Origin of the sequence: Asticcacaulis benevestitus DSM 16100 = ATCC BAA-896 (genome assembly GCF_000376105.1) — a bacterium.
Classification (GTDB): domain Bacteria; phylum Pseudomonadota; class Alphaproteobacteria; order Caulobacterales; family Caulobacteraceae; genus Asticcacaulis; species Asticcacaulis benevestitus.
Genome location: NZ_AQWM01000004.1, coordinates 117,255 through 134,150, shown reverse-complemented (window position 1 = coordinate 134,150; position 16,896 = coordinate 117,255). Strand labels below are relative to the sequence as shown.

Annotated in this window: 14 protein-coding genes; 9 read left to right on the top strand and 5 right to left on the bottom strand. The window is 61.8% G+C overall.

Annotation, left to right across the window (positions count from 1 at the left end):
• Window positions 1–23 precede the first annotated feature (23 nt).
• Window positions 24–905: a tRNA (adenosine(37)-N6)-dimethylallyltransferase MiaA gene (miaA, locus tag B060_RS0107895; protein ID WP_018081231.1), complete on the bottom strand. Its 882-nt coding sequence runs from the start codon at window positions 903–905 to the stop codon at window positions 24–26.
• Window positions 906–972: 67 nt separating this feature from the next.
• Here miaA and B060_RS0107890 point away from each other — a divergent pair, with 67 nt between their 5' ends.
• From B060_RS0107890 to B060_RS24055, 3 genes are all read left to right on the top strand, one after another.
• Entirely contained in the window at window positions 973–2,079 is a 1,107-nt protein-coding gene (locus B060_RS0107890) for an Mrp/NBP35 family ATP-binding protein (protein ID WP_018081230.1), read from the top strand.
• Between the two features lie 71 nt (window positions 2,080–2,150).
• Window positions 2,151–3,245 (top strand): NADH:flavin oxidoreductase, encoded by a 1,095-nt coding sequence (locus tag B060_RS0107885; RefSeq protein WP_018081229.1) that lies wholly within the window; start codon window positions 2,151–2,153, stop codon window positions 3,243–3,245.
• Window positions 3,246–3,337: 92 nt separating this feature from the next.
• The gene (locus B060_RS24055; RefSeq protein WP_018081228.1) at window positions 3,338–5,218 is read left to right on the top strand and encodes an acyltransferase family protein; all 1,881 of its coding nucleotides are present in this window, start codon (window positions 3,338–3,340) and stop codon (window positions 5,216–5,218) included.
• Here the strand turns inward: B060_RS24055 and B060_RS0107875 are convergent.
• Window positions 5,184–6,026 (bottom strand): tRNA1(Val) (adenine(37)-N6)-methyltransferase, encoded by an 843-nt coding sequence (locus B060_RS0107875; RefSeq protein WP_018081227.1) that lies wholly within the window; start codon window positions 6,024–6,026, stop codon window positions 5,184–5,186. The genes B060_RS24055 and B060_RS0107875 overlap by 35 nt on opposite strands.
• Before the next feature lie 140 nt (window positions 6,027–6,166).
• Between B060_RS0107875 and B060_RS0107870 the strand changes: the two genes are divergently transcribed.
• Genes B060_RS0107870 through B060_RS0107860 form a run of 3 tightly spaced genes read left to right on the top strand, consistent with a single transcriptional unit; the run spans window position 6,167 to window position 9,994 of the window.
• The gene (locus B060_RS0107870; RefSeq protein WP_018081226.1) at window positions 6,167–7,204 is read left to right on the top strand and encodes a polyprenyl synthetase family protein; all 1,038 of its coding nucleotides are present in this window, start codon (window positions 6,167–6,169) and stop codon (window positions 7,202–7,204) included.
• A gap of 6 nt (window positions 7,205–7,210) precedes the next feature.
• A complete protein-coding gene (locus B060_RS0107865) occupies window positions 7,211–8,407 on the top strand; it encodes an acyltransferase family protein (RefSeq protein ID WP_018081225.1) in 1,197 nt (398 codons plus the stop codon).
• 30 nt (window positions 8,408–8,437) lie between these two features.
• Window positions 8,438–9,994, top strand: coding sequence for a helicase HerA-like domain-containing protein (locus tag B060_RS0107860; RefSeq protein ID WP_018081224.1), 1,557 nt, complete (start codon window positions 8,438–8,440; stop codon window positions 9,992–9,994).
• Here B060_RS0107860 and B060_RS0107855 read toward each other — a convergent pair.
• The gene (locus B060_RS0107855; RefSeq protein ID WP_018081223.1) at window positions 9,991–10,740 is read right to left on the bottom strand and encodes an SDR family oxidoreductase; all 750 of its coding nucleotides are present in this window, start codon (window positions 10,738–10,740) and stop codon (window positions 9,991–9,993) included. The genes B060_RS0107860 and B060_RS0107855 overlap by 4 nt on opposite strands.
• A gap of 219 nt (window positions 10,741–10,959) precedes the next feature.
• Here B060_RS0107855 and B060_RS0107845 point away from each other — a divergent pair, with 219 nt between their 5' ends.
• On the top strand, window positions 10,960–11,433 hold the full coding sequence (locus B060_RS0107845) for an NUDIX domain-containing protein (protein WP_018081222.1): 474 nt from the start codon (window positions 10,960–10,962) through the stop codon (window positions 11,431–11,433).
• Between the two features lie 33 nt (window positions 11,434–11,466).
• Here the strand turns inward: B060_RS0107845 and B060_RS0107840 are convergent, their stop codons facing one another.
• Both B060_RS0107840 and B060_RS0107835 read right to left on the bottom strand, forming a co-directional pair.
• Window positions 11,467–12,651: an acyltransferase family protein gene (locus B060_RS0107840; protein WP_018081221.1), complete on the bottom strand. Its 1,185-nt coding sequence runs from the start codon at window positions 12,649–12,651 to the stop codon at window positions 11,467–11,469.
• Between the two features lie 93 nt (window positions 12,652–12,744).
• On the bottom strand, window positions 12,745–13,944 hold the full coding sequence (locus B060_RS0107835) for an XAC2610-related protein (protein ID WP_018081220.1): 1,200 nt from the start codon (window positions 13,942–13,944) through the stop codon (window positions 12,745–12,747).
• Between the two features lie 139 nt (window positions 13,945–14,083).
• Here B060_RS0107835 and uvrC point away from each other — a divergent pair, with 139 nt between their 5' ends.
• Window positions 14,084–15,976: an excinuclease ABC subunit UvrC gene (uvrC, locus tag B060_RS0107830; RefSeq protein ID WP_018081219.1), complete on the top strand. Its 1,893-nt coding sequence runs from the start codon at window positions 14,084–14,086 to the stop codon at window positions 15,974–15,976.
• A 75-nt stretch (window positions 15,977–16,051) separates the two neighbouring features.
• The gene (gene pgsA / locus B060_RS0107820; RefSeq protein ID WP_018081218.1) at window positions 16,052–16,678 is read left to right on the top strand and encodes a CDP-diacylglycerol--glycerol-3-phosphate 3-phosphatidyltransferase; all 627 of its coding nucleotides are present in this window, start codon (window positions 16,052–16,054) and stop codon (window positions 16,676–16,678) included.
• Window positions 16,679–16,896 lie beyond the last annotated feature (218 nt).

Below are 16,896 nucleotides of genomic sequence, written 5' to 3'. Positions count from 1 at the left end.
CGGCGTGCAAGGCGCGGTTGCTATTATTCTAGTTTATAATCTTGTTTTTTGAACTGGTTACGGAACCAGGTCGATTGGCGCTTGGCGTAGTTGCGCGTTTTTTGCCGCGCCAGGGAGAGGGCGTCTTCCAGCGTCATGGCCCCTGCCAGACAGGCGACGAACGCTGTCAGGCCGAGCACGCGCATGATCGGCCAGTCGGGCGTCAGGCCTTTACCCATCAGATCGCGGACCTCATCGAGGGCGCCGTGATCGAGCATGATCTGCAAACGGCGGTCGCAGCGTTCATAAAGCCAGTCGCGGTCCGGATGCAGGATGTCGAGATGATAGGTGGTCTCAGGCAATTCCGGCACGGTCTGGTTTTGCCAGTCGGTCAGGGAACGGCCGGTTTGCAGCCACACCTCATAGGCGCGCGCCAGGCGCTGCTGGTCATTCGGCATGATGCGCGCCGCCGATTCTGGATCGTGCTGCCGCAAGATGTTGCGCAAAGCGTCTTCACCCATGTCGTCATAGGCGGCGCGCGCTTTCAGGCGCACGGCGTCGTCGATTTCGGGAATCTCGGCCAGACCGTGCACCAGCGCGTTGAAATAGAGGCCGGTGCCGCCGACGATGCACAAAGGCCGACCGCCGCTCAGCGCTTCGGCGATATGGGGACGGGCCGCGCGCAGCCAGTCGCCGGTCGACCATAGGGTTTGTCCGTCGAGGTGACCATAGAGCAGATGGGGCGCCTGCGCGGTGTCGGCGGCATCCGGCCGGGCCGTCAGCAACGGCACATCGGCATAGAGCTGCATGGAGTCGGCATTGAGGATTGCACCTCCGGTCTTTTGCGCCCAGGCCAGCGCCCTGGCCGATTTGCCCGATGCGGTCGGGCCGGCGAGCAGATAAAGCGGGCGGTGAGTTTCGGGCATTTAGGACTTTAAACGAGGGGGCTAAGGGCCTATGTGGAGCTCAACTTAACTCCTAAGAGGTTCCTCGATGCTTGACAAGGAAACGGTGCTGACGGCGCTGAACACCATCATCGATCCGATGAGCGGGCAGGGCCTGACCGACGCTGGTCTGGTGCGCGCCCTGATCGTTTCGCCTGAGCGCGTTGGCTTCATGCTGGAAGTGCCGCAGGACCGCGTCACGCAGTACGGCCCGATCCGTCTGGCCTCTGAAAAGCTGCTGGCGGGGCTCGATGGCGTCAAGAAGGCGCAGGTCGTCCTGACCGCCGAACTGGCGCCCAATCCGCAGCCGCAGAAAGCCGCCTCGGCCAGGCTTTCCGACAAGGCGGTCGAGGACAGCCGTCCGAAAGCACCGGTCGCCGGTGTGCGGCCGAACCACGTGAAGCGCGTGATCGTGGTCGGCTCGGGCAAGGGCGGCGTCGGTAAATCGACCGTATCGCTGGGGTTGGCCATCGGCTTGCAGCAATTGGGCTTAAGCGTCGGTTTCCTTGACGCCGATATCTATGGGCCGTCGGCGCCGGTCATGCTCGGCATCTCCAAGCCGCCCGAATTTGGCGCTGACAAGCTGATGGTGCCGCCGGAAGCCTTTGGCCTCAAGGTCAATTCGGTCGGCTTTCTCGTCGATCCCGATCAGGCGATGATCTGGCGCGGCCCCATGGCCTCGCAGGCCCTGACTCAACTCCTGACGCAAAGCCGCTGGGGCACGGCGGAAGAGCCGCTCGACGTGCTGGTCATAGACCTGCCGCCCGGCACCGGCGATGTGCAGCTTACCCTGACACAAAAGACGCTGATCGATGGTGCGGTGGTGGTCTCCACCCCGCAGGAAATGGCGCTCTCGGATGCGCGTCGCGCTGTCACCCTGTTCGGCAAGACCGGCATCGAGGTGTTGGGTGTGATCGAGAATATGGCCTATTTCTTAAGCCCCGATGGTTCGGAACTGGAGATCTTCGGCCGCGGCGGCGCGAAGAAAATGGCTGAGGCGTTGAAAATCCCGTTCCTTGGCGAAGTGCCGCTTGATCCGGCGATGCGCAAGGGCTGCGACGAAGCGCGTCCGCTGACGGCTCTGGAGCCCGACGGCGCCATGGCGTCGCGTTTCAAGGTGATGGCGCAGAAGGTTCTCGACGGTTTGTGGAAATAAGTGCGGTTCCTCTTGCAGCGCACCATGCCGTAACCATATCAGCGACAGATGCAATTCACTGGAGCTGCTGCATGTCCCTCGACACCCTGTTTTCGCCCTTTTCGCTGAAGTCCCTGACCCTGCCGAACCGCGTGGTCATGGCGCCGATGACGCGCAACTTCTCGCCGGGTGGTATCCCCAATCAGGCGGTGGCCGATTATTACGAGCGCCGCGCTGAGGGCAAGGTCGGGCTGATCCTGACCGAGGGCACCGTGATCGAGCGTCCGGCTTCGAAGAACGAAGCCAACATCCCCAATATCTACGGCGAAGCGCTCGAAGGCTGGGCGAAGGTCGTCAAGGCCGTGCATGGCAAGGGCGGCAAGATCGCCCCGCAGATCTGGCACACGGGTGCGGCCTTCGGCAACACGCCCGATTACCGCCCGACGCCGATGGATTCGCCGTCGGGCCTTGGGCTTGATGGCGCCAGCGTTGGCGCGGCGATGTCGGAAAGCGATATCGCCGACGCCATCGCCGCCTTCGGCCGCTCCGCGGGTGATGCCAAGCGGATCGGCTTCGATGCCATCGAACTGCACGGCGCCCACGGCTACCTGATCGATGAATTCTTTTGGGACGCCACCAATAAGCGCACCGACAAGTGGGGCGGCGCCACCATCGCCGAGCGCAACCTGTTCGCCACCGAGGTCGTGAAAGCGGCGCGCGCGGCGGTCTGTCCGGACTTCCCGATCATCCTGCGCCTGTCGCAATGGAAGCCGGGCGCGTTCGATTACAAGATCGCCGCCACCCCGGCCGAGATGGAGCAATGGCTGCAGCCCCTGGTCGATGCCGGCGTCGATATCCTGCACTGCTCGCAGCGCCGTTTCTGGGAGCCGGAATTTGCGGGCTCCGAGCTGAACTTCGCTGGCTGGGCCAGGAAGATCACCAACGTACCGACCATCACGGTCGGATCGGTCGGCTTGTCGGGTGAATTCATCGCCGGCTTCGGCGGCGAGGTGTCGCATCCGGCCTCGATCGACGGCCTGCTCAAGCGCCTCGATGACGGCGAATTTGACCTGGTGGCGGTCGGCCGTGCGCTGCTGTCCGATCCGGAGTGGGTAGAAAAGATCCGCGCCGGTCGCGGCGAGGACACCAAAGGCTTCGAACGCGCCATGCTTGGCTCCCTGGTCTAACGGCCCTGGCCCTGGCCCTGGCCCTCGCTCCGAAGCCGGGGCGAGGGCGCTTACATATTTTACCGCCAGGGTTCACGTGCTAAGCGTGGAGCATGACGGATACGCCTTTGCATAAACGCGCTGATATTCAGGGGCTTCGCGGCATCGCTGTGCTGGCGGTGGTGCTGTTTCACGTCAGCCCTGCGGCGCTGCCGGGAGGATTTGCCGGCGTTGATATCTTCTTTGTTATATCGGGCTACCTGATCACGCAGATCTTGCTGCGGGACATGGAGGCCGGCGGCTTTCGCCTGCGCGACTTCTATCAACGCCGCATCCGGCGGCTGTTTCCGGCGCTCTATGCCGTGATGGCGTTTACGCTGATCTCAGGCCTGCTGATCCTGCCGCCGAAGCTGCTCAGCGAACTGGTTTACAGCCAGTTTTTCACCACCCTGTTCCTGTCGAACTTTGCCTTTGCCCATCTGGCCGATTATTTCGACAGCGCCTCCAGCCTCAAGCCCTTGCTGCACACCTGGTCGCTCGGCGTCGAGGAACAGTTTTACCTGATCTTCCCCTTGGCCCTTTTGGCCTTGCAAAGGTTTGTGCGGCGCTTCCTGTGGCCGGTGCTGGGCGCGCTGGCGCTGCTGTCGCTGATGCTGGCTCAGATCACCACCAAACCCGAAGCCGCTTTCTATCTGCCGACCACACGGGCTTTTGAGCTTTTGATCGGTGCGTTGTGCGTCTGGGCGCAGGCGCGGTTGCGCTTAAGCGACGCGCTCAGGCGATGGTTGTCGATGCTGGGGCTGGCCTTGATGATCGCCAGCCCGATCCTGCTGAACGACCGCCTGCCGTTTCCCGGCCTGTGGGCCTTGCCGCCCTGCCTCGGCGCGGCCCTGCTGTTGCTCACGCATGACGGCTGGGGCAATAAACTGATCGCCGCGCCACCCCTGACCTTTACCGGCGATATCTCCTATTCGCTCTATCTCTGGCACTGGCCGCTGCTGGTCTATGCGCGGCTGATGTTCGGCGGTTCGGTGTGGATCGCCTTGCCGGTGGTGGGGCTCGGCTTTGTCATGGCGGCCCTGTCACGGCGCTATATCGAACAGCCGTTTCTCGAAAAGCGCCTGCGGTTTGTCTGGCCGATGGCGCTGGGCGCCATGGCGCTGTCGATTATCGTCACCTTGTTGATTTTCGACGCCAAGGGCCTGCCGCAGCGCTTCAATGCCGCCGAACAGGCCGCTTTCGCCGCCACGGACGATTACAATCACGACCGCCGCCATTGTCACCTCGGCAAGGATGCCCGCATCGCGTATCGCGACACCTGTATCTACGGCGATGCGAAAGCCGCGCCCGCCGTCGCCATCTGGGGCGACAGCGAAGGCGCCGAACTGGCGCGGGCCCTGGGTGACCGCCTCACCGGCGCCAGCGTGCGCCAGATCACGGCCTCGGCCTGTCCGCCGAGCGTCGGGTACGTCATCGCCTATAACCGCGCCTGCCGGGCGCACAATGCCGACATGCTGCTGCATCTGAAAGCCGATCCCAACATCAAAACCGTGGTGCTGGTGCTGAACTATCGGCGCTATGATGCGGATAAGGCTGCTGCCATGCTGACCGGCCTGCAACTGAGCGCGCTCGATTTGCAGGTTTCCGGCAAGCGGGTGGTGCTGGTCTATCCGCTGCCGGTCTACGACTTTGATCCGCCGTCTCAGGTCGGGCTGGCCATGCGACTGGGGCGCGATCCGGCCGGCGTCGGGATGAGCCGGACGGAGTTCGAGACGGTGAATGGTCGCACCATCAGCGAACTGGATGCTTTCTCGGCCGCGCACGGTCTGGAGGTTCTGCGGCCCTCGGAGGTGCTGTGCGATGCGGAGCGTTGTCGGGTTTATGAACCAAAAACCGGTGTGCTCTATTTCAACGGCCAGCATCTGAGCCTTAAGGGCGCAGGGCTTTTGGCGGATCGGCTTACCATTTCAACGCCTCGTCTCCGCGCAGAATAGCCTCGACCTCGGGTGTATGCTTGCGCTCGCCATCGTCATGCAGGATCAGCGGCGGCAGCAGTCGCAACGGCGTCTTGCCAAGCCTTTGCGCCTTGACCAGCACGCGCTTGGCGCACCGGTCGGCGAAGGGCAGAACCGGACGGATGACGAAAGAGCCGCACTTCTTCGACAAGCCACCGAGGATATCGGCCAGCCGGTCGGCGCGATGGATAAAGACGATATGGCCGCCATCGACCACGGCGCTTTGCGCGAAATCGAGCCAGGCGTCCAGGCCGTCATCGGCGATCCAGGCGGGGCGTTTTGTGTCGTGCGGCGCACGCAACAGGTCGGGATCGTCGAAATAGGGCGGGTTGGAGAAAACGAGATCGAAACGGGAGGGGGGGAGAGTGGAAGATGCCCCCTCCGGCGGGACTTCGCCCGCCACCTCCCTCGGAACGAAGGTTCCCGCAAGCAGGGGAGGAATAAGAGACTTGTACCCCTGGCCGATGTTACCCTCGATAATGTTGGTGTGTGAGGCAGCGTTTAGCCGCACATTGTCCTGCGCCAGCGCCACATAGCCGGCTTCGCGCTCGATGCCGCTGAGCCGGAGCGCCGGACAGCGGGCTTTCAGCGACAGCAGGGCGCCGCCGACGCCGCAGCCCAGTTCCAGCCCGGTCTTAACCTTGGGAATCGACGCGCAGGCGGCCGCTAGAAGCGCGCCGTCCATGCCGATGCGATAGCCCTTTTGCGGCTGCATCACTTTGACGCGGCCCCCAAGGAGGTGCGTCTCGGTCACATCTGTGAGAAAATGAGGGATGTCCTCAGTCATACGCCGGATCGTTTTCTGATATTTTTCCGGCGCCAAGGCCGTGAACTGTCACAAGTTAAGTGCCTAAATAGTATCGCGGGGCATTGCCTGTACCGTCAAGGCGGTTTATGGCCTAAAAGTTAATGTCAGGAGTAACCGCCTTGGATTCGGCCAATATCGATACTGTACGTCCCGCGCCAGATGCCACGCCAGAACTCGTCAAGGCGGACGTCAAGGCGCTGGTCAGCCTGTGCGAACCCGACATGGTCGATATCAATGCCCTGATCACCGCGCGCATGCGGTCCGAAGTGGCCGTCATCCCGGCCCTGGCGGCGCACCTGATCGCCGCCGGTGGCAAGCGCCTGCGCCCGCTTCTGTGCGTGGCGGCGGCCCGCCTGTGCGGCACCACCAATACCCACCACCACAATTTCTCGGCCGCGGTCGAGTTCATCCATACCGCCACCCTTTTGCATGACGACGTGGTCGATTCCTCGCAACTGCGCCGTGGCAAGGTGGCCGCGCACCTGATATGGGGCGCGCCGTCTTCCGTTCTGGTTGGTGATTTCCTGTTCGCCCGCGCCTTTGAGCTGATGGTCGAAACCGGTAGCCTGCGCTCGCTCGATATCCTCTCCAAGGCCTCGGCCATCATCACCCAGGGCGAGGTGCTCCAGTTGATGAAGGCCTTCGACCTGACCCTGACCCAGGCCGATTACATCGAAATCATCTCATCGAAGACGGCGGCCCTGTTTTCGGCGGCTTCCGAAAGCGGTGCTGTGGCCTCTGGCGCTTCGGAAGAGAAGATCAGGGCGCTCTACAGCTACGGTATGAACCTTGGTCTCGCCTTCCAGATTCAGGACGATATCCTCGATTATCAGGGCGATGCCGCTGATCTCGGCAAGAACGCCGGTGACGATTTCGCGGAGGGCAAATCGACCCTGCCGCTGATCCTCGCTATGGCGGCCACCAGCGGCAGCGACTCGGCTTTCTGGGAACGCACGGTTGGCAAACGTGAGCAAAAGCCGGGCGATTTCCAGCACGCCCAAGGCCTGATGATCTCCAGCGGCGCGCTGGATGCCGCCCGTTCCGTGGCGCGCGGTTATGCCGATATGGCGCGTGCGGCCTTGAGCCTGTTCGATCAGGGGGCGTGGCGTCAGGCGTTGGAAAGCCTCGCAGTCTACAGCGTCGAACGCCAGACCTAAAATCTCTTGTCCGTCGCCCCGCCTTTACACCCAAGGAAAGCCCGCTTTTACGAACTGGATATCCTGCGCGGTCTGGCGGCGATCGTGGTCGTTTTCTTTCATTACAAACACTTCCTGCTGATCAGCGACGCGGCCGGTTTCGACTACGCCCATATGCCGTTCAGCGCCGTGCTGATGCCGTTTTATCTGTACGGCCAGTTCTTTGTGGAACTGTTCTTCGCCATTTCGGGCTATGTCTTCTTCTGGCTCTATGCCCGCGCGATCGAGGAAGGCCGCACCGGTCCGTGGGGCTTTTTCGTCGCCCGCTTTGCCCGGCTTTATCCGCTTTATATCGTCACCCTGCTTGCGGTGGTCGGGCTGCAAGTGGCGTATCGCAGCCTTTATGGCGAGGATTTCATCTATAATGAGGATACGCCACTCAACTTCGTTCTGAACGTGCTGATGATCCAGCAATGGCTGCCCTTTGCCGAGCAGTCGTACAACGGCCCGGCGTGGTCGATCTCTGTCGAGGTGTTCCTCTATGCCCTGTTCTTCGCGCTTTGCGCCTGGCGCCTCAACCGCATCTGGGTGCTGGCAATCCTGTTCGGGGCGGGTGTGGTCATCCGTATTCTGAGCGATCCGACGGTCGATTTCGTGCGCGGCGTGCCGAGCTTTTACGAGGGCGGGTTGGTCTTCTACGCCGTGCAGGCGCTGCGCAAGCCGGCGCACGCGCCGTGGCGCAAACGTCTTGTGCTGGCCCTGTCGGTCTTGCTGCCGGTTCTGTGGGGCGTCAGCTATGCGCGCGCCTTCCACCCGATCAATGTGCTGCTCGAACCCGGCCTGTTCGCCGCCATTTTCAGCGTCGTCGGCTTTCTCTATGTCGTCATGCCGCTCACCCTGCTGGCGCTGGGCCTGATGCAGGATCACTGGCGTACCGCAGGGCTCAGCCGTGACCGTCTGCACAAGATTTCGTGGATCGGCGATATCAGCTATTCGATCTACCTGATCCATTTCCCGCTGCAACTGGCGATCATGCTGGCGATGGCGCGCCTGCCGTTTGCCGAGCGGGCGCAGATTTTCAGCTCGCCGCTGGCGCTTTTGGCTTTTATGGCGGCCGCCGCCGGACTGGGCTGGCTGAGCTTTCATTATTTCGAGATGCCGATGCGGCGTTACTTACAAAAACGCATGCGGCCCGCACTGGCGCCATCTTCGGGCGTGCGATAAAACAAAACGAGATTCAAAGGGAGCAAGATCATGGCGGACACCAACACCCAGGCTGGCGCGTTTGTCGGCAAAGCCACGCAACCGGAAATCCTGCTCTACAGTCGCGCCAACCGACATGGGCTCGTGGCCGGCGCCACCGGGACAGGCAAGACGATCACCCTGCAGATTCTGGCCCAGGCCTTTTCCGACGCCGGCGTGCCGGTCTTTGCCGCCGACATCAAGGGCGATCTGTCGGGCGTCAGCCAGCCGGGCGCACCGAATGACAAGCTGATCGAACGCGCAAAGTCGATGGACCTCGACCTGACGCCGGCCGCAGCACCCGTCATCTTCTGGGACCTTTACGGCCAGAAGGGCCATCCGATCCGCGCCACCATTTCCGAGATGGGGCCGCTGCTGCTGGCGCGCCTGCTCGAACTGAACGATGTACAGGAAGGCGTGCTCAATATCGCCTTCGCCGTAGCCGACAAGGAAGGCCTGCTACTGCTCGATCTCAACGATCTGCGCGCCATGCTCAACCATATTTCGGAAAACGCCAAGGATTTGAGCCAGGTCTATGGTCAGGTGTCGCCGACCACGGTCGCCACCATCCTGCGCAACCTGCTGACCCTGGAAAATCAGGGCGCCGCCCACTTCTTCGGTGAGCCGGCCCTGCGTCTCGAAGATCTGATGCGCACCAATATCGCCGGCAAGGGCTATATCAATATTCTGGCGTCCGATCGCCTGATGCAGAATCCTAAGCTCTATTCGACCTTCCTGTTGTGGCTGATGTCGGAGCTTTTCGAGGAACTGCCCGAAGTCGGCGATCCGGAAAAGCCGCGCCTCGTCTTCTTCTTCGATGAAGCGCATCTTCTGTTCAATGAGTCGTCGCCGGCCCTGCTGCAAAAGATCGAACAGGTGGTGCGCCTGATCCGTTCCAAGGGCGTCGGCATCTATTTCATCACGCAAAATCCGGCCGATATCCCCGATACGGTGCTGGGCCAGCTTGGCAACCGCGTGCAGCATGCCCTGCGCGCCTATACGCCTTCGGAGCAGAAAGGGCTGAAGGCGGCGGCGGATTCGTTCCGCGAGAACCCGACGTTCAAGACGATCGATGTGCTGCAACAACTGGGCACCGGCGAGGCGCTGGTGTCGCTGCTCGACCCTAAGGGCATCCCCAATATCTGCGATCGCACGATGATCCGTCCGCCGGCCTCGCGCATGGGGCCGGCCACCGATCAGGAGCGCGCCGACATCATGGCGAAATCACCGGTCGGCGGGGTGTATGACGCGCTGAAGGACCGTGAGTCGGCCTATGAAATCCTGAGCGCACGTATGGCTAAGGCCCAAGCCGATGCGCCACCGCCACCGCCTTCCATAGCTGAAAAAGAAGCGGCGAAAGTGGCCGCTCAAGCTGCAAAGCTTGAGGAGCGCCAGCGTGTGGCCGATGAGAAGGCTCAGCTCGCCGAACAAAAGGCCAAGGACAAGGCTGCCGCCCAGACCATGAAGACGGTTACCTCGGTGGCGGTGCCGATCATCCGCTCCATTGGCATCGCTATCGTCGGGCAGTTGATGCGCGGTATGATGGGTAACGCCAAGCGGCGGCGCTAGAGATCCAGCATATCGACGGTGCGCCAGCCGAGATGCTGGCCACTATCGACGCAGATCATCTGGCCGGTGACGCTCGGCGCATTGAGCAGATAGATCACCGCCGCCGCCACTTCCTCGGGCGAGGTCGGCTTTTGCAGCAGGGTTGAGCGCGCCTCACGGGCGAAATCGGCCTCGCTCTGGTGGATCGATTTCAGCGTAGGCCCTGGGCCCACCGCATTGACGCGGATGGTTGGTGCCAGCGCCTGCGCCAGGGTGCGCGTAGCGTGCCACAGGCCGGCCTTCGACATGCTGTAGCTGAAAAAGGGCGGGGAGGGCTTGAGCACCCGCTGGTCGATCATGTTGATGATCGAGGCGCCGCTGCGGATATCGGCTTGCGCGGCAAAGGCCTGAGATAGCAGCACGGGCGCCAGTAGATTGGTGTCCATGTGCATCTGCCAGCTCTCGATGGACAGCGTGCGGGCACGGTCATCGGCAAAGACAGAGGCGTTGTTGACTAGTACATGGAGCGGCCCGAGCACAGCGCGCGCCTCATCTATCAGGCCGGAGACGCCGGCCACATCATTGAGATCACACGCAAGGGCATGGGCGCGGACGCCAAGCGCCTCAAGCTCGCTGACAAGCGAAAGCGCATCCTCGCGCGACCGGCCATAGTGGACGCCGATATCATAGCCGGCCCTGGCCAGCGCAATGGCGATGGCGCGTCCGATACGTTTGGCGGCGCCGGTAACTAAGGCTGTTTTAGTCAATGCGGCCGAAATCGATGACGTTCATGACGGCCATGAAGATAAGGAACGAGCCGAGGATAGCGATGGCTAACATGTGAGAACTCCCTGAAAGGATTTTACCCATAGTTAGACGGCTTGCGCGGGCGAGACAAGGGGGAGGGATTTAATACGGTCATATCTTGCGCCCATCGCCGATTGACGCCACAGTGCGCCCCTTCTTCATGATATCGGAAAACGCGCTTGGAAGACTGGAAACGCATCGTAGAACCCTATTCGCGGCCGCTGTTCTTCGCCTATTCGCGGGCGACGCGCGGCAAGACGCTGGGCGTGCGCGGGCTGGTCGTCAATCCGAAGGGCGAGGTTCTCCTGATCGAGCACACCTATCTTGAAGGCTGGTGGCTGCCCGGCGGCGGTGTCGATGGCGGCGAGACCTCCCATGCCGCCGTGGCGCGTGAACTGCGCGAGGAAGCGGGCGTCAACCCGACCGAGGTGCCGAAACTGTTGTCCGTTCATAGCAATGAGCGCTTTTTCCCCGGCGACCATGTGCTGCTGTTTCGCGTCGATCAGTATGAAGAGGTGCCGATGACCTCGCATGGCGAGATCAAGAATGTCGGCTTCTTCGCGCTCGATGCCCTGCCAGAGAATATCAACGACGGCAGCCTGCGCCGGATTCAGGAAGCGCTGCTTGGCTTTCCGGCCGATCCCAACTGGTAGACTCGTCTACCGTTCGGCGTCGTGACGTAAGACTTACTCCGCCGGCGTGGTCGGGCGGATGGCGACCGAACGCACATAGTTGACGACCTTGGCGTAGTTGGCGCGGCTGAAAACCGGCGGACGGCTTTCCATCTGCTTGATCAGGTTGCGCGCCCAGACGCGGGACGGTTTCTCATAGAAATAGTGCGCCAGCGCCGCCACCCCGATCGACAAGGCGATGGAGACCAGCGCCCAGTTGAGGCGCGACAGATCACCCGCCAGCCCCCAGGCGGGCAGGGATTTCAGGATGATCTTCTGGATCAGGTCGTGAACCAGATAGAGCGCGAAGGACACCAGTCCTAGCCAGTAGGCGACGCGGCTTTGCAGCAGGCGGGCGACGAAGCCCTCATCGTGGCTCAGGCTCATGATCAGGCCGGCGAAAACCGCAATTAGCCACAGGTCGGTCGGTTTGTACCACAGCAGCACCAGCGCCAGAACCGCCAGCACGCCGCTGGCGCGTGACGGGATCAGGTCCTTGAAGCGGAAGGCGACGAGGCCGATATAAAACGACGCCAGGCAGCGCAGGGTGGTGCCGGGCGCATAGGAATGGACGACATCGAGGCGACCGCTGACCTGCGCGTGGTGCGTCATCCATTGCGGCCCGAAGGCGACCGCGGCCAGCACACCAAAGGCCGCGACCACGCCCAGCAGGGCATAGCGACGCGGCATCCACATGGCCAGCCAGATGCTGAGGGGGAAGAGCAGGTAGGCCGCCCATTCGGTGCTGATCGACCAGGACGGCGGCACAATGGCATAGGCCAGCCCCCAGACGTGGGTCATGGTGATGTTGAAAGGCAGGGCGCGCAGCACATTGTCATCGAAGCGATAGGTGCTGCTGAGGACGGTGGTGATGGCAATCGCGGTGATGACGGTCATCAGGATGTAGAGCGGATAGATCCGTGCCACGCGCGCCAGCAGGAATTTTTTGAAGCTGGCGAAGGAAAAGCCGTCGCGGAACCAGTCGGCATAGGTGATCGCCATCACAAAGCCGCTCAGGATAAAGAACAGGTCCACCGACATATAGCCGTGACGGATAAAGGGTTTCACCAGCGGCGGAAACGCCACCAGCCCATTGGCGTGGAAGAACACCACGTACAGGGCGGCTATCCCACGAAGCCCGGTCAGGGCGCGGATTTCAGCTTTTTTTGGCGCAGGCGACGGTAGGGCGGCGGGCGTCATTGAAACTCGGAAACGGTTCGTGGAACGCCCCCGTATAAGGCATTGTGACGCCTGAACCAAATCACAATCACGGATGCGTGATGTAACATAGCTTTAGGTTGGGTTCGGATCGTCTTCCGAGCACAGGTCGGGATCGCTGGTCAGGGCGGCAGGGACGATCTGGCCATTGTTCACAAAGGGCACGACCGGGCAGTAACGGGTGGCGCCGTTCACCTGCGTCTTCTGCCAGGTTACCCCTTGCGTATCGGTCAGAACCAGCGTGCCGTCAGCCTTCTTTTGCCAGACATCGACGCGGGTGCGCTCCAGCATGTAAGGGCCGACATCGCAGCCTTTCAGATCACCGGGCACGACCACCTTGCCGCTGGCATCCTTGATGGCGGCGTCAGGATATCCGACGCGACCATCGACATAGGCTGGCGTGACATAGCAATAATAGTCGGTGGTGCCCACGCGCACCGGCATGACATAGCTCTCACCGCTGCCGTCCGGCTCCAGATTGCCATTCTTCCATGTGAAGACATCGATGCCATGATCGCAGCAACTGCCGCGCCAGAAGTTCCATACCTTGTGATGCTCGGCATCAAACTCCGGCGAGGTGACATCAAGCAGCGAGGCAGGGGCGGCGACAAAGGTCTGCGTCGCCGGATCGAACAGCCACATATCGTAAGGGATGTTCGGGCCGGCCGGCAGAGTCTGGGCGATCATCAGATCAAGGTGGCCGTCGAAATTCATATCGACGAAGCGCGGCGTGAAGATCGAGCAGGTGCCTTGCGATTCGGTCGGCAAGGCCTGAACCAGCTTGCCCTTACGGTAGAGCCGGATTTCGTGGACCACGGGCGGGGTGGGGCAAGAGTTGTCCGTGTCGGGCAAGGTGTCGGCCACCAGTCGGATATCATAGGGAGGGGGCGTGCTGGTTTCGTTCAACACCATCGGCAGAACGCGCTTGGCGTCGGGCGATTTCCAGGCGCCTTTGGCGCTGCCGTCGGTGAGAAAAAGCGTCCAGGCGCCGCTTTTTGCGGCCACGCCGATGGTTTCACTGAGTTGCGCCACCTGTCCCGTCACCGTGCCCTTCAGTTGCAGGGTGTAGCGTGTCTCGTCCTTGCAGGGGGCATAACAGTAGCTGCCACTTATGGTGTCGGCTATGCGCTCTAACTGCACCTCCACCGTTTTCTTGCCGAGGGTGCCGGCATAGGTCCGTGACCAGATAGGGAATTCGACCTTTTCGTTTTGCGCCAGGGCGGCGGCGGGCAAAAGGCAGCACAGGAAGAAGGCGGACAGGCAGGCGCGAAACATGGAGGACTCCTTGGGGGACGAACGGTCCTTATCGGCCATGACCGATGTAATTTCAACAAGACTTGACCGCACCCGTGGCGATCCCATTTGTGACGAGGCGGCATTGATTATAGAGTACGGCGTGAACAGCGATTCCAACATGAACCCGGATGCCGGTGCGGCGCAGGAGATTATCCTGGATGCCCCCCTGATCGGCGCGGAACTGATCCGGCGCGAGGCCGCCCTGGCGCCCGATAAGCCGGGCGTTTATCGCATGCTGGGCGCTGATGGCGAAGTGCTCTATGTCGGCAAGGCGAAAAGCCTGAAGAAGCGCGTGCTGCAATATGCGCAAGGCCGTTTCCATACCCAGCGTATCGCCCGCATGGTGGCGCTCACCCGCGAAATGGTCCTGCTGCGCACCGATACCGAGGGCGAGGCGCTTCTGCTCGAAGCCCGCCTCATCAAGGCGCTCAAGCCGCGCTACAATGTGCTGCTGCGCGATGACAAGATGTTCGCCGAAATCCTGGTGCGCAAGGATCATGAAGCGCCGCAGATCACCAAGCACCGCGGCGCCCACACGATCCCCGGCGATTATTACGGCCCGTTCGCCTCGACCGTGGCGGTCAACCACACGCTCGATACCCTGCAAAAAGCTTTCCTGCTGCGCACCTGCACCGACAGCGTCTATGCCAGTCGCACGCGGCCGTGCATGCTGCACCAGATCAAGCGCTGTTCGGCGCCCTGCACCGGCGTGATCGCTCTGGCGGATTATAACGACCTCGCCCGGCAGGCCCATGACTTCCTCAAAGGCAAGAGCCGCAGCGTGATCGAGCGCCTGTCTAAGGAGATGATGCAGGCTTCCGATGACATGGAGTTTGAAACCGCCGCGCGTCTGCGTGATCGCGTCCGTGCGCTCAGCCATGTCTCGATGTCGACCTCGGTCGATCTGCGTGAGGAAGAGGCCGACGTCTTCGCCGTCTTTAACGAGGGGGGATCGGCCTGTGTGCAGGTGGTCTTCTATCGCGCCGGCCAGAACTGGGGCGATCGTGCCTATTTTCCGCGCGTCGATCAGGAGGATGATGCCGGCAGCATCCTCGATGCCTTTCTGGGGCAGTTCTATCAGGACCGGCAGGTGCCGCGACTTATCCTGGTGTCGCACGATCTGCACGAGGCCGATCTGATGATGGAGGCCTTGTCGCTCAAGGCTAATCGTAAGGTGCAGGTGCTGCGGCCGCAGCGCGGCGACAAGTGCGAGGTGGTGCAGCACGCGCTCAACAACGCCCGCGCGGCGCTGGGCCGTCGTCTGGCCGAAAGCAGCGCGCAGTCGAAGCTGCTACAGGGTGTATGTGAGGCCTTCGGGCTGGAAGCGCCGCCGGTGCGTATTGAGGTCTACGACAATTCGCACCTGGGCGGCACCCATGCGGTCGGCGGCATGGTGGTGGCGGGGCCTGAGGGCTTTCTGAAAGGCCAGTACCGCAAGTTCACCATCCGCGATCTCGACACCATGCCCGGCGATGACTACGCCATGATGTCCGAGGTGTTCCGTCGCCGCTTCACCCGGCTGATCAAGGAGAAGGACTTACCCGAAGGTGAAAAGAACTTCGGCCGTCCCGATCTGGTGCTGGTCGATGGCGGGCAGGGGCAGCTCGATGCCGTTCTGGCGGTCATGAAGGATCTGGGGCTGGAGGATATTCCGATTGTCGGCGTCGCCAAGGGGCCTGACCGCGACGCAGGCATGGAGCGCTTCTTCATGCCGGGCCGTCTGCCTTTCATGATGGAGCCGAAATCGCCCGTGCTCTATTACCTCCAGCGCCTGCGCGACGAGGCCCACCGTTACGCGATCGGCGCCAACCGCCAGAAGCGTGACGCCGCTATCACCAAGAGTCCGCTCGATGAGATCGAGGGCATCGGCCCGCGCAAGAAGCGCGCCCTTCTGGCGGCCTTCGGTTCAGGCCGCGAGGTCGGCCGCGCCACGGTCGACGAACTGATGAAGATCGAGGGCATCAGCGCCACTCTGGCGCAGAAGATCCATGATTTCTTCCACGCCGGTTAGATAAAACACTTTGGCGCCTCGCCTTTCTTGTCTAGTATGCCGCGCAACACGATTAACTGAAGAAACGATGCGTTCATGACCGGCGAAAAAGTCAATCCGATCCCCAACATCCTCACCATGCTGCGTCTGGTTTTCGGTGTGCTGATGTTCCTGTTGCTGGCGGGATCGGCCGGCGGCATCCCCTTCTTCAGCACCTATCTGGCGCCGGACGATATGTTCGCTATGCAGCGCTGGGCCTTCTACGCCTTTGTGATCGCCTCGGTCACCGACTTCTTCGATGGCATGCTGGCGCGCAAGCTCAATGCCGAAAGCGCCTGGGGCGCTATCCTCGATCCGATCGCCGACAAGATCCTCGTCTGCGGCACCATCCTTGGCCTGTTCGCCTTCAATATCGCTGATCCGGTGATTGGCCTGCCGTGCGCCCTGATTCTGTTCCGGGAATTTGCCGTCAGCGCCTTGCGCGAAGCCGCCGCCGGCAAGGGTTTCAAGGTGCCGGTCAGCTTCCTCGCCAAGGCCAAGACCACGATTCAGCTTATCGCTCTGGGAGCGCTGCTGCTGGCCGGTAGCTGGGCTGCCTTCAATCTGCCCCCGGTCTGGTACAGCCCGGTGCAGAGCATCGCCTATATCCTGATCTGTGTCGCCGCCATCGTCACCCTGTGGACCGGCATTGCTTATTTCATCGCCGCCAAAAAAGACATTTAAAGCGCCCTCCTTGGCCGATGCGTGCGCCGTCGTCGCTTGCAGGTACGCAAATGTACCTGCGGCAGCTAGCCGGCTGCTCCTCAACTCAAGGCTGACACTTTAACCGCCTGAGCCTCAAATTTCAGGGAAAGTGGCGCGCGGCCTGTCCGGAAACGAACACTAAAAACGGTGGCACTAACACAACATGTGGTCACAGTAATCTAGGTTACGCCGATTTA

What these genes read in the sequence shown, in the direction of transcription:
- uvrC (WP_018081219.1), top strand. Translation starts at nt 14,084, where the DNA reads ATGAACCCGGATGCCGGTGCGGCGCAGGAGATTATCCTGGATGCCCCC.
- B060_RS0107840 (WP_018081221.1), bottom strand. Translation starts at nt 12,651, where the DNA reads ATGACGCCCGCCGCCCTACCGTCGCCTGCGCCAAAAAAAGCTGAAATC.
- B060_RS0107890 (WP_018081230.1), top strand. Translation starts at nt 973, where the DNA reads ATGCTTGACAAGGAAACGGTGCTGACGGCGCTGAACACCATCATCGAT.
- B060_RS0107885 (WP_018081229.1), top strand. Translation starts at nt 2,151, where the DNA reads ATGTCCCTCGACACCCTGTTTTCGCCCTTTTCGCTGAAGTCCCTGACC.
- B060_RS0107875 (WP_018081227.1), bottom strand. Translation starts at nt 6,026, where the DNA reads ATGACTGAGGACATCCCTCATTTTCTCACAGATGTGACCGAGACGCAC.
- B060_RS0107835 (WP_018081220.1), bottom strand. Translation starts at nt 13,944, where the DNA reads ATGTTTCGCGCCTGCCTGTCCGCCTTCTTCCTGTGCTGCCTTTTGCCC.
- pgsA (WP_018081218.1), top strand. Translation starts at nt 16,052, where the DNA reads ATGACCGGCGAAAAAGTCAATCCGATCCCCAACATCCTCACCATGCTG.
- miaA (WP_018081231.1), bottom strand. Translation starts at nt 905, where the DNA reads ATGCCCGAAACTCACCGCCCGCTTTATCTGCTCGCCGGCCCGACCGCA.
- B060_RS0107860 (WP_018081224.1), top strand. Translation starts at nt 8,438, where the DNA reads ATGGCGGACACCAACACCCAGGCTGGCGCGTTTGTCGGCAAAGCCACG.
- B060_RS24055 (WP_018081228.1), top strand. Translation starts at nt 3,338, where the DNA reads ATGACGGATACGCCTTTGCATAAACGCGCTGATATTCAGGGGCTTCGC.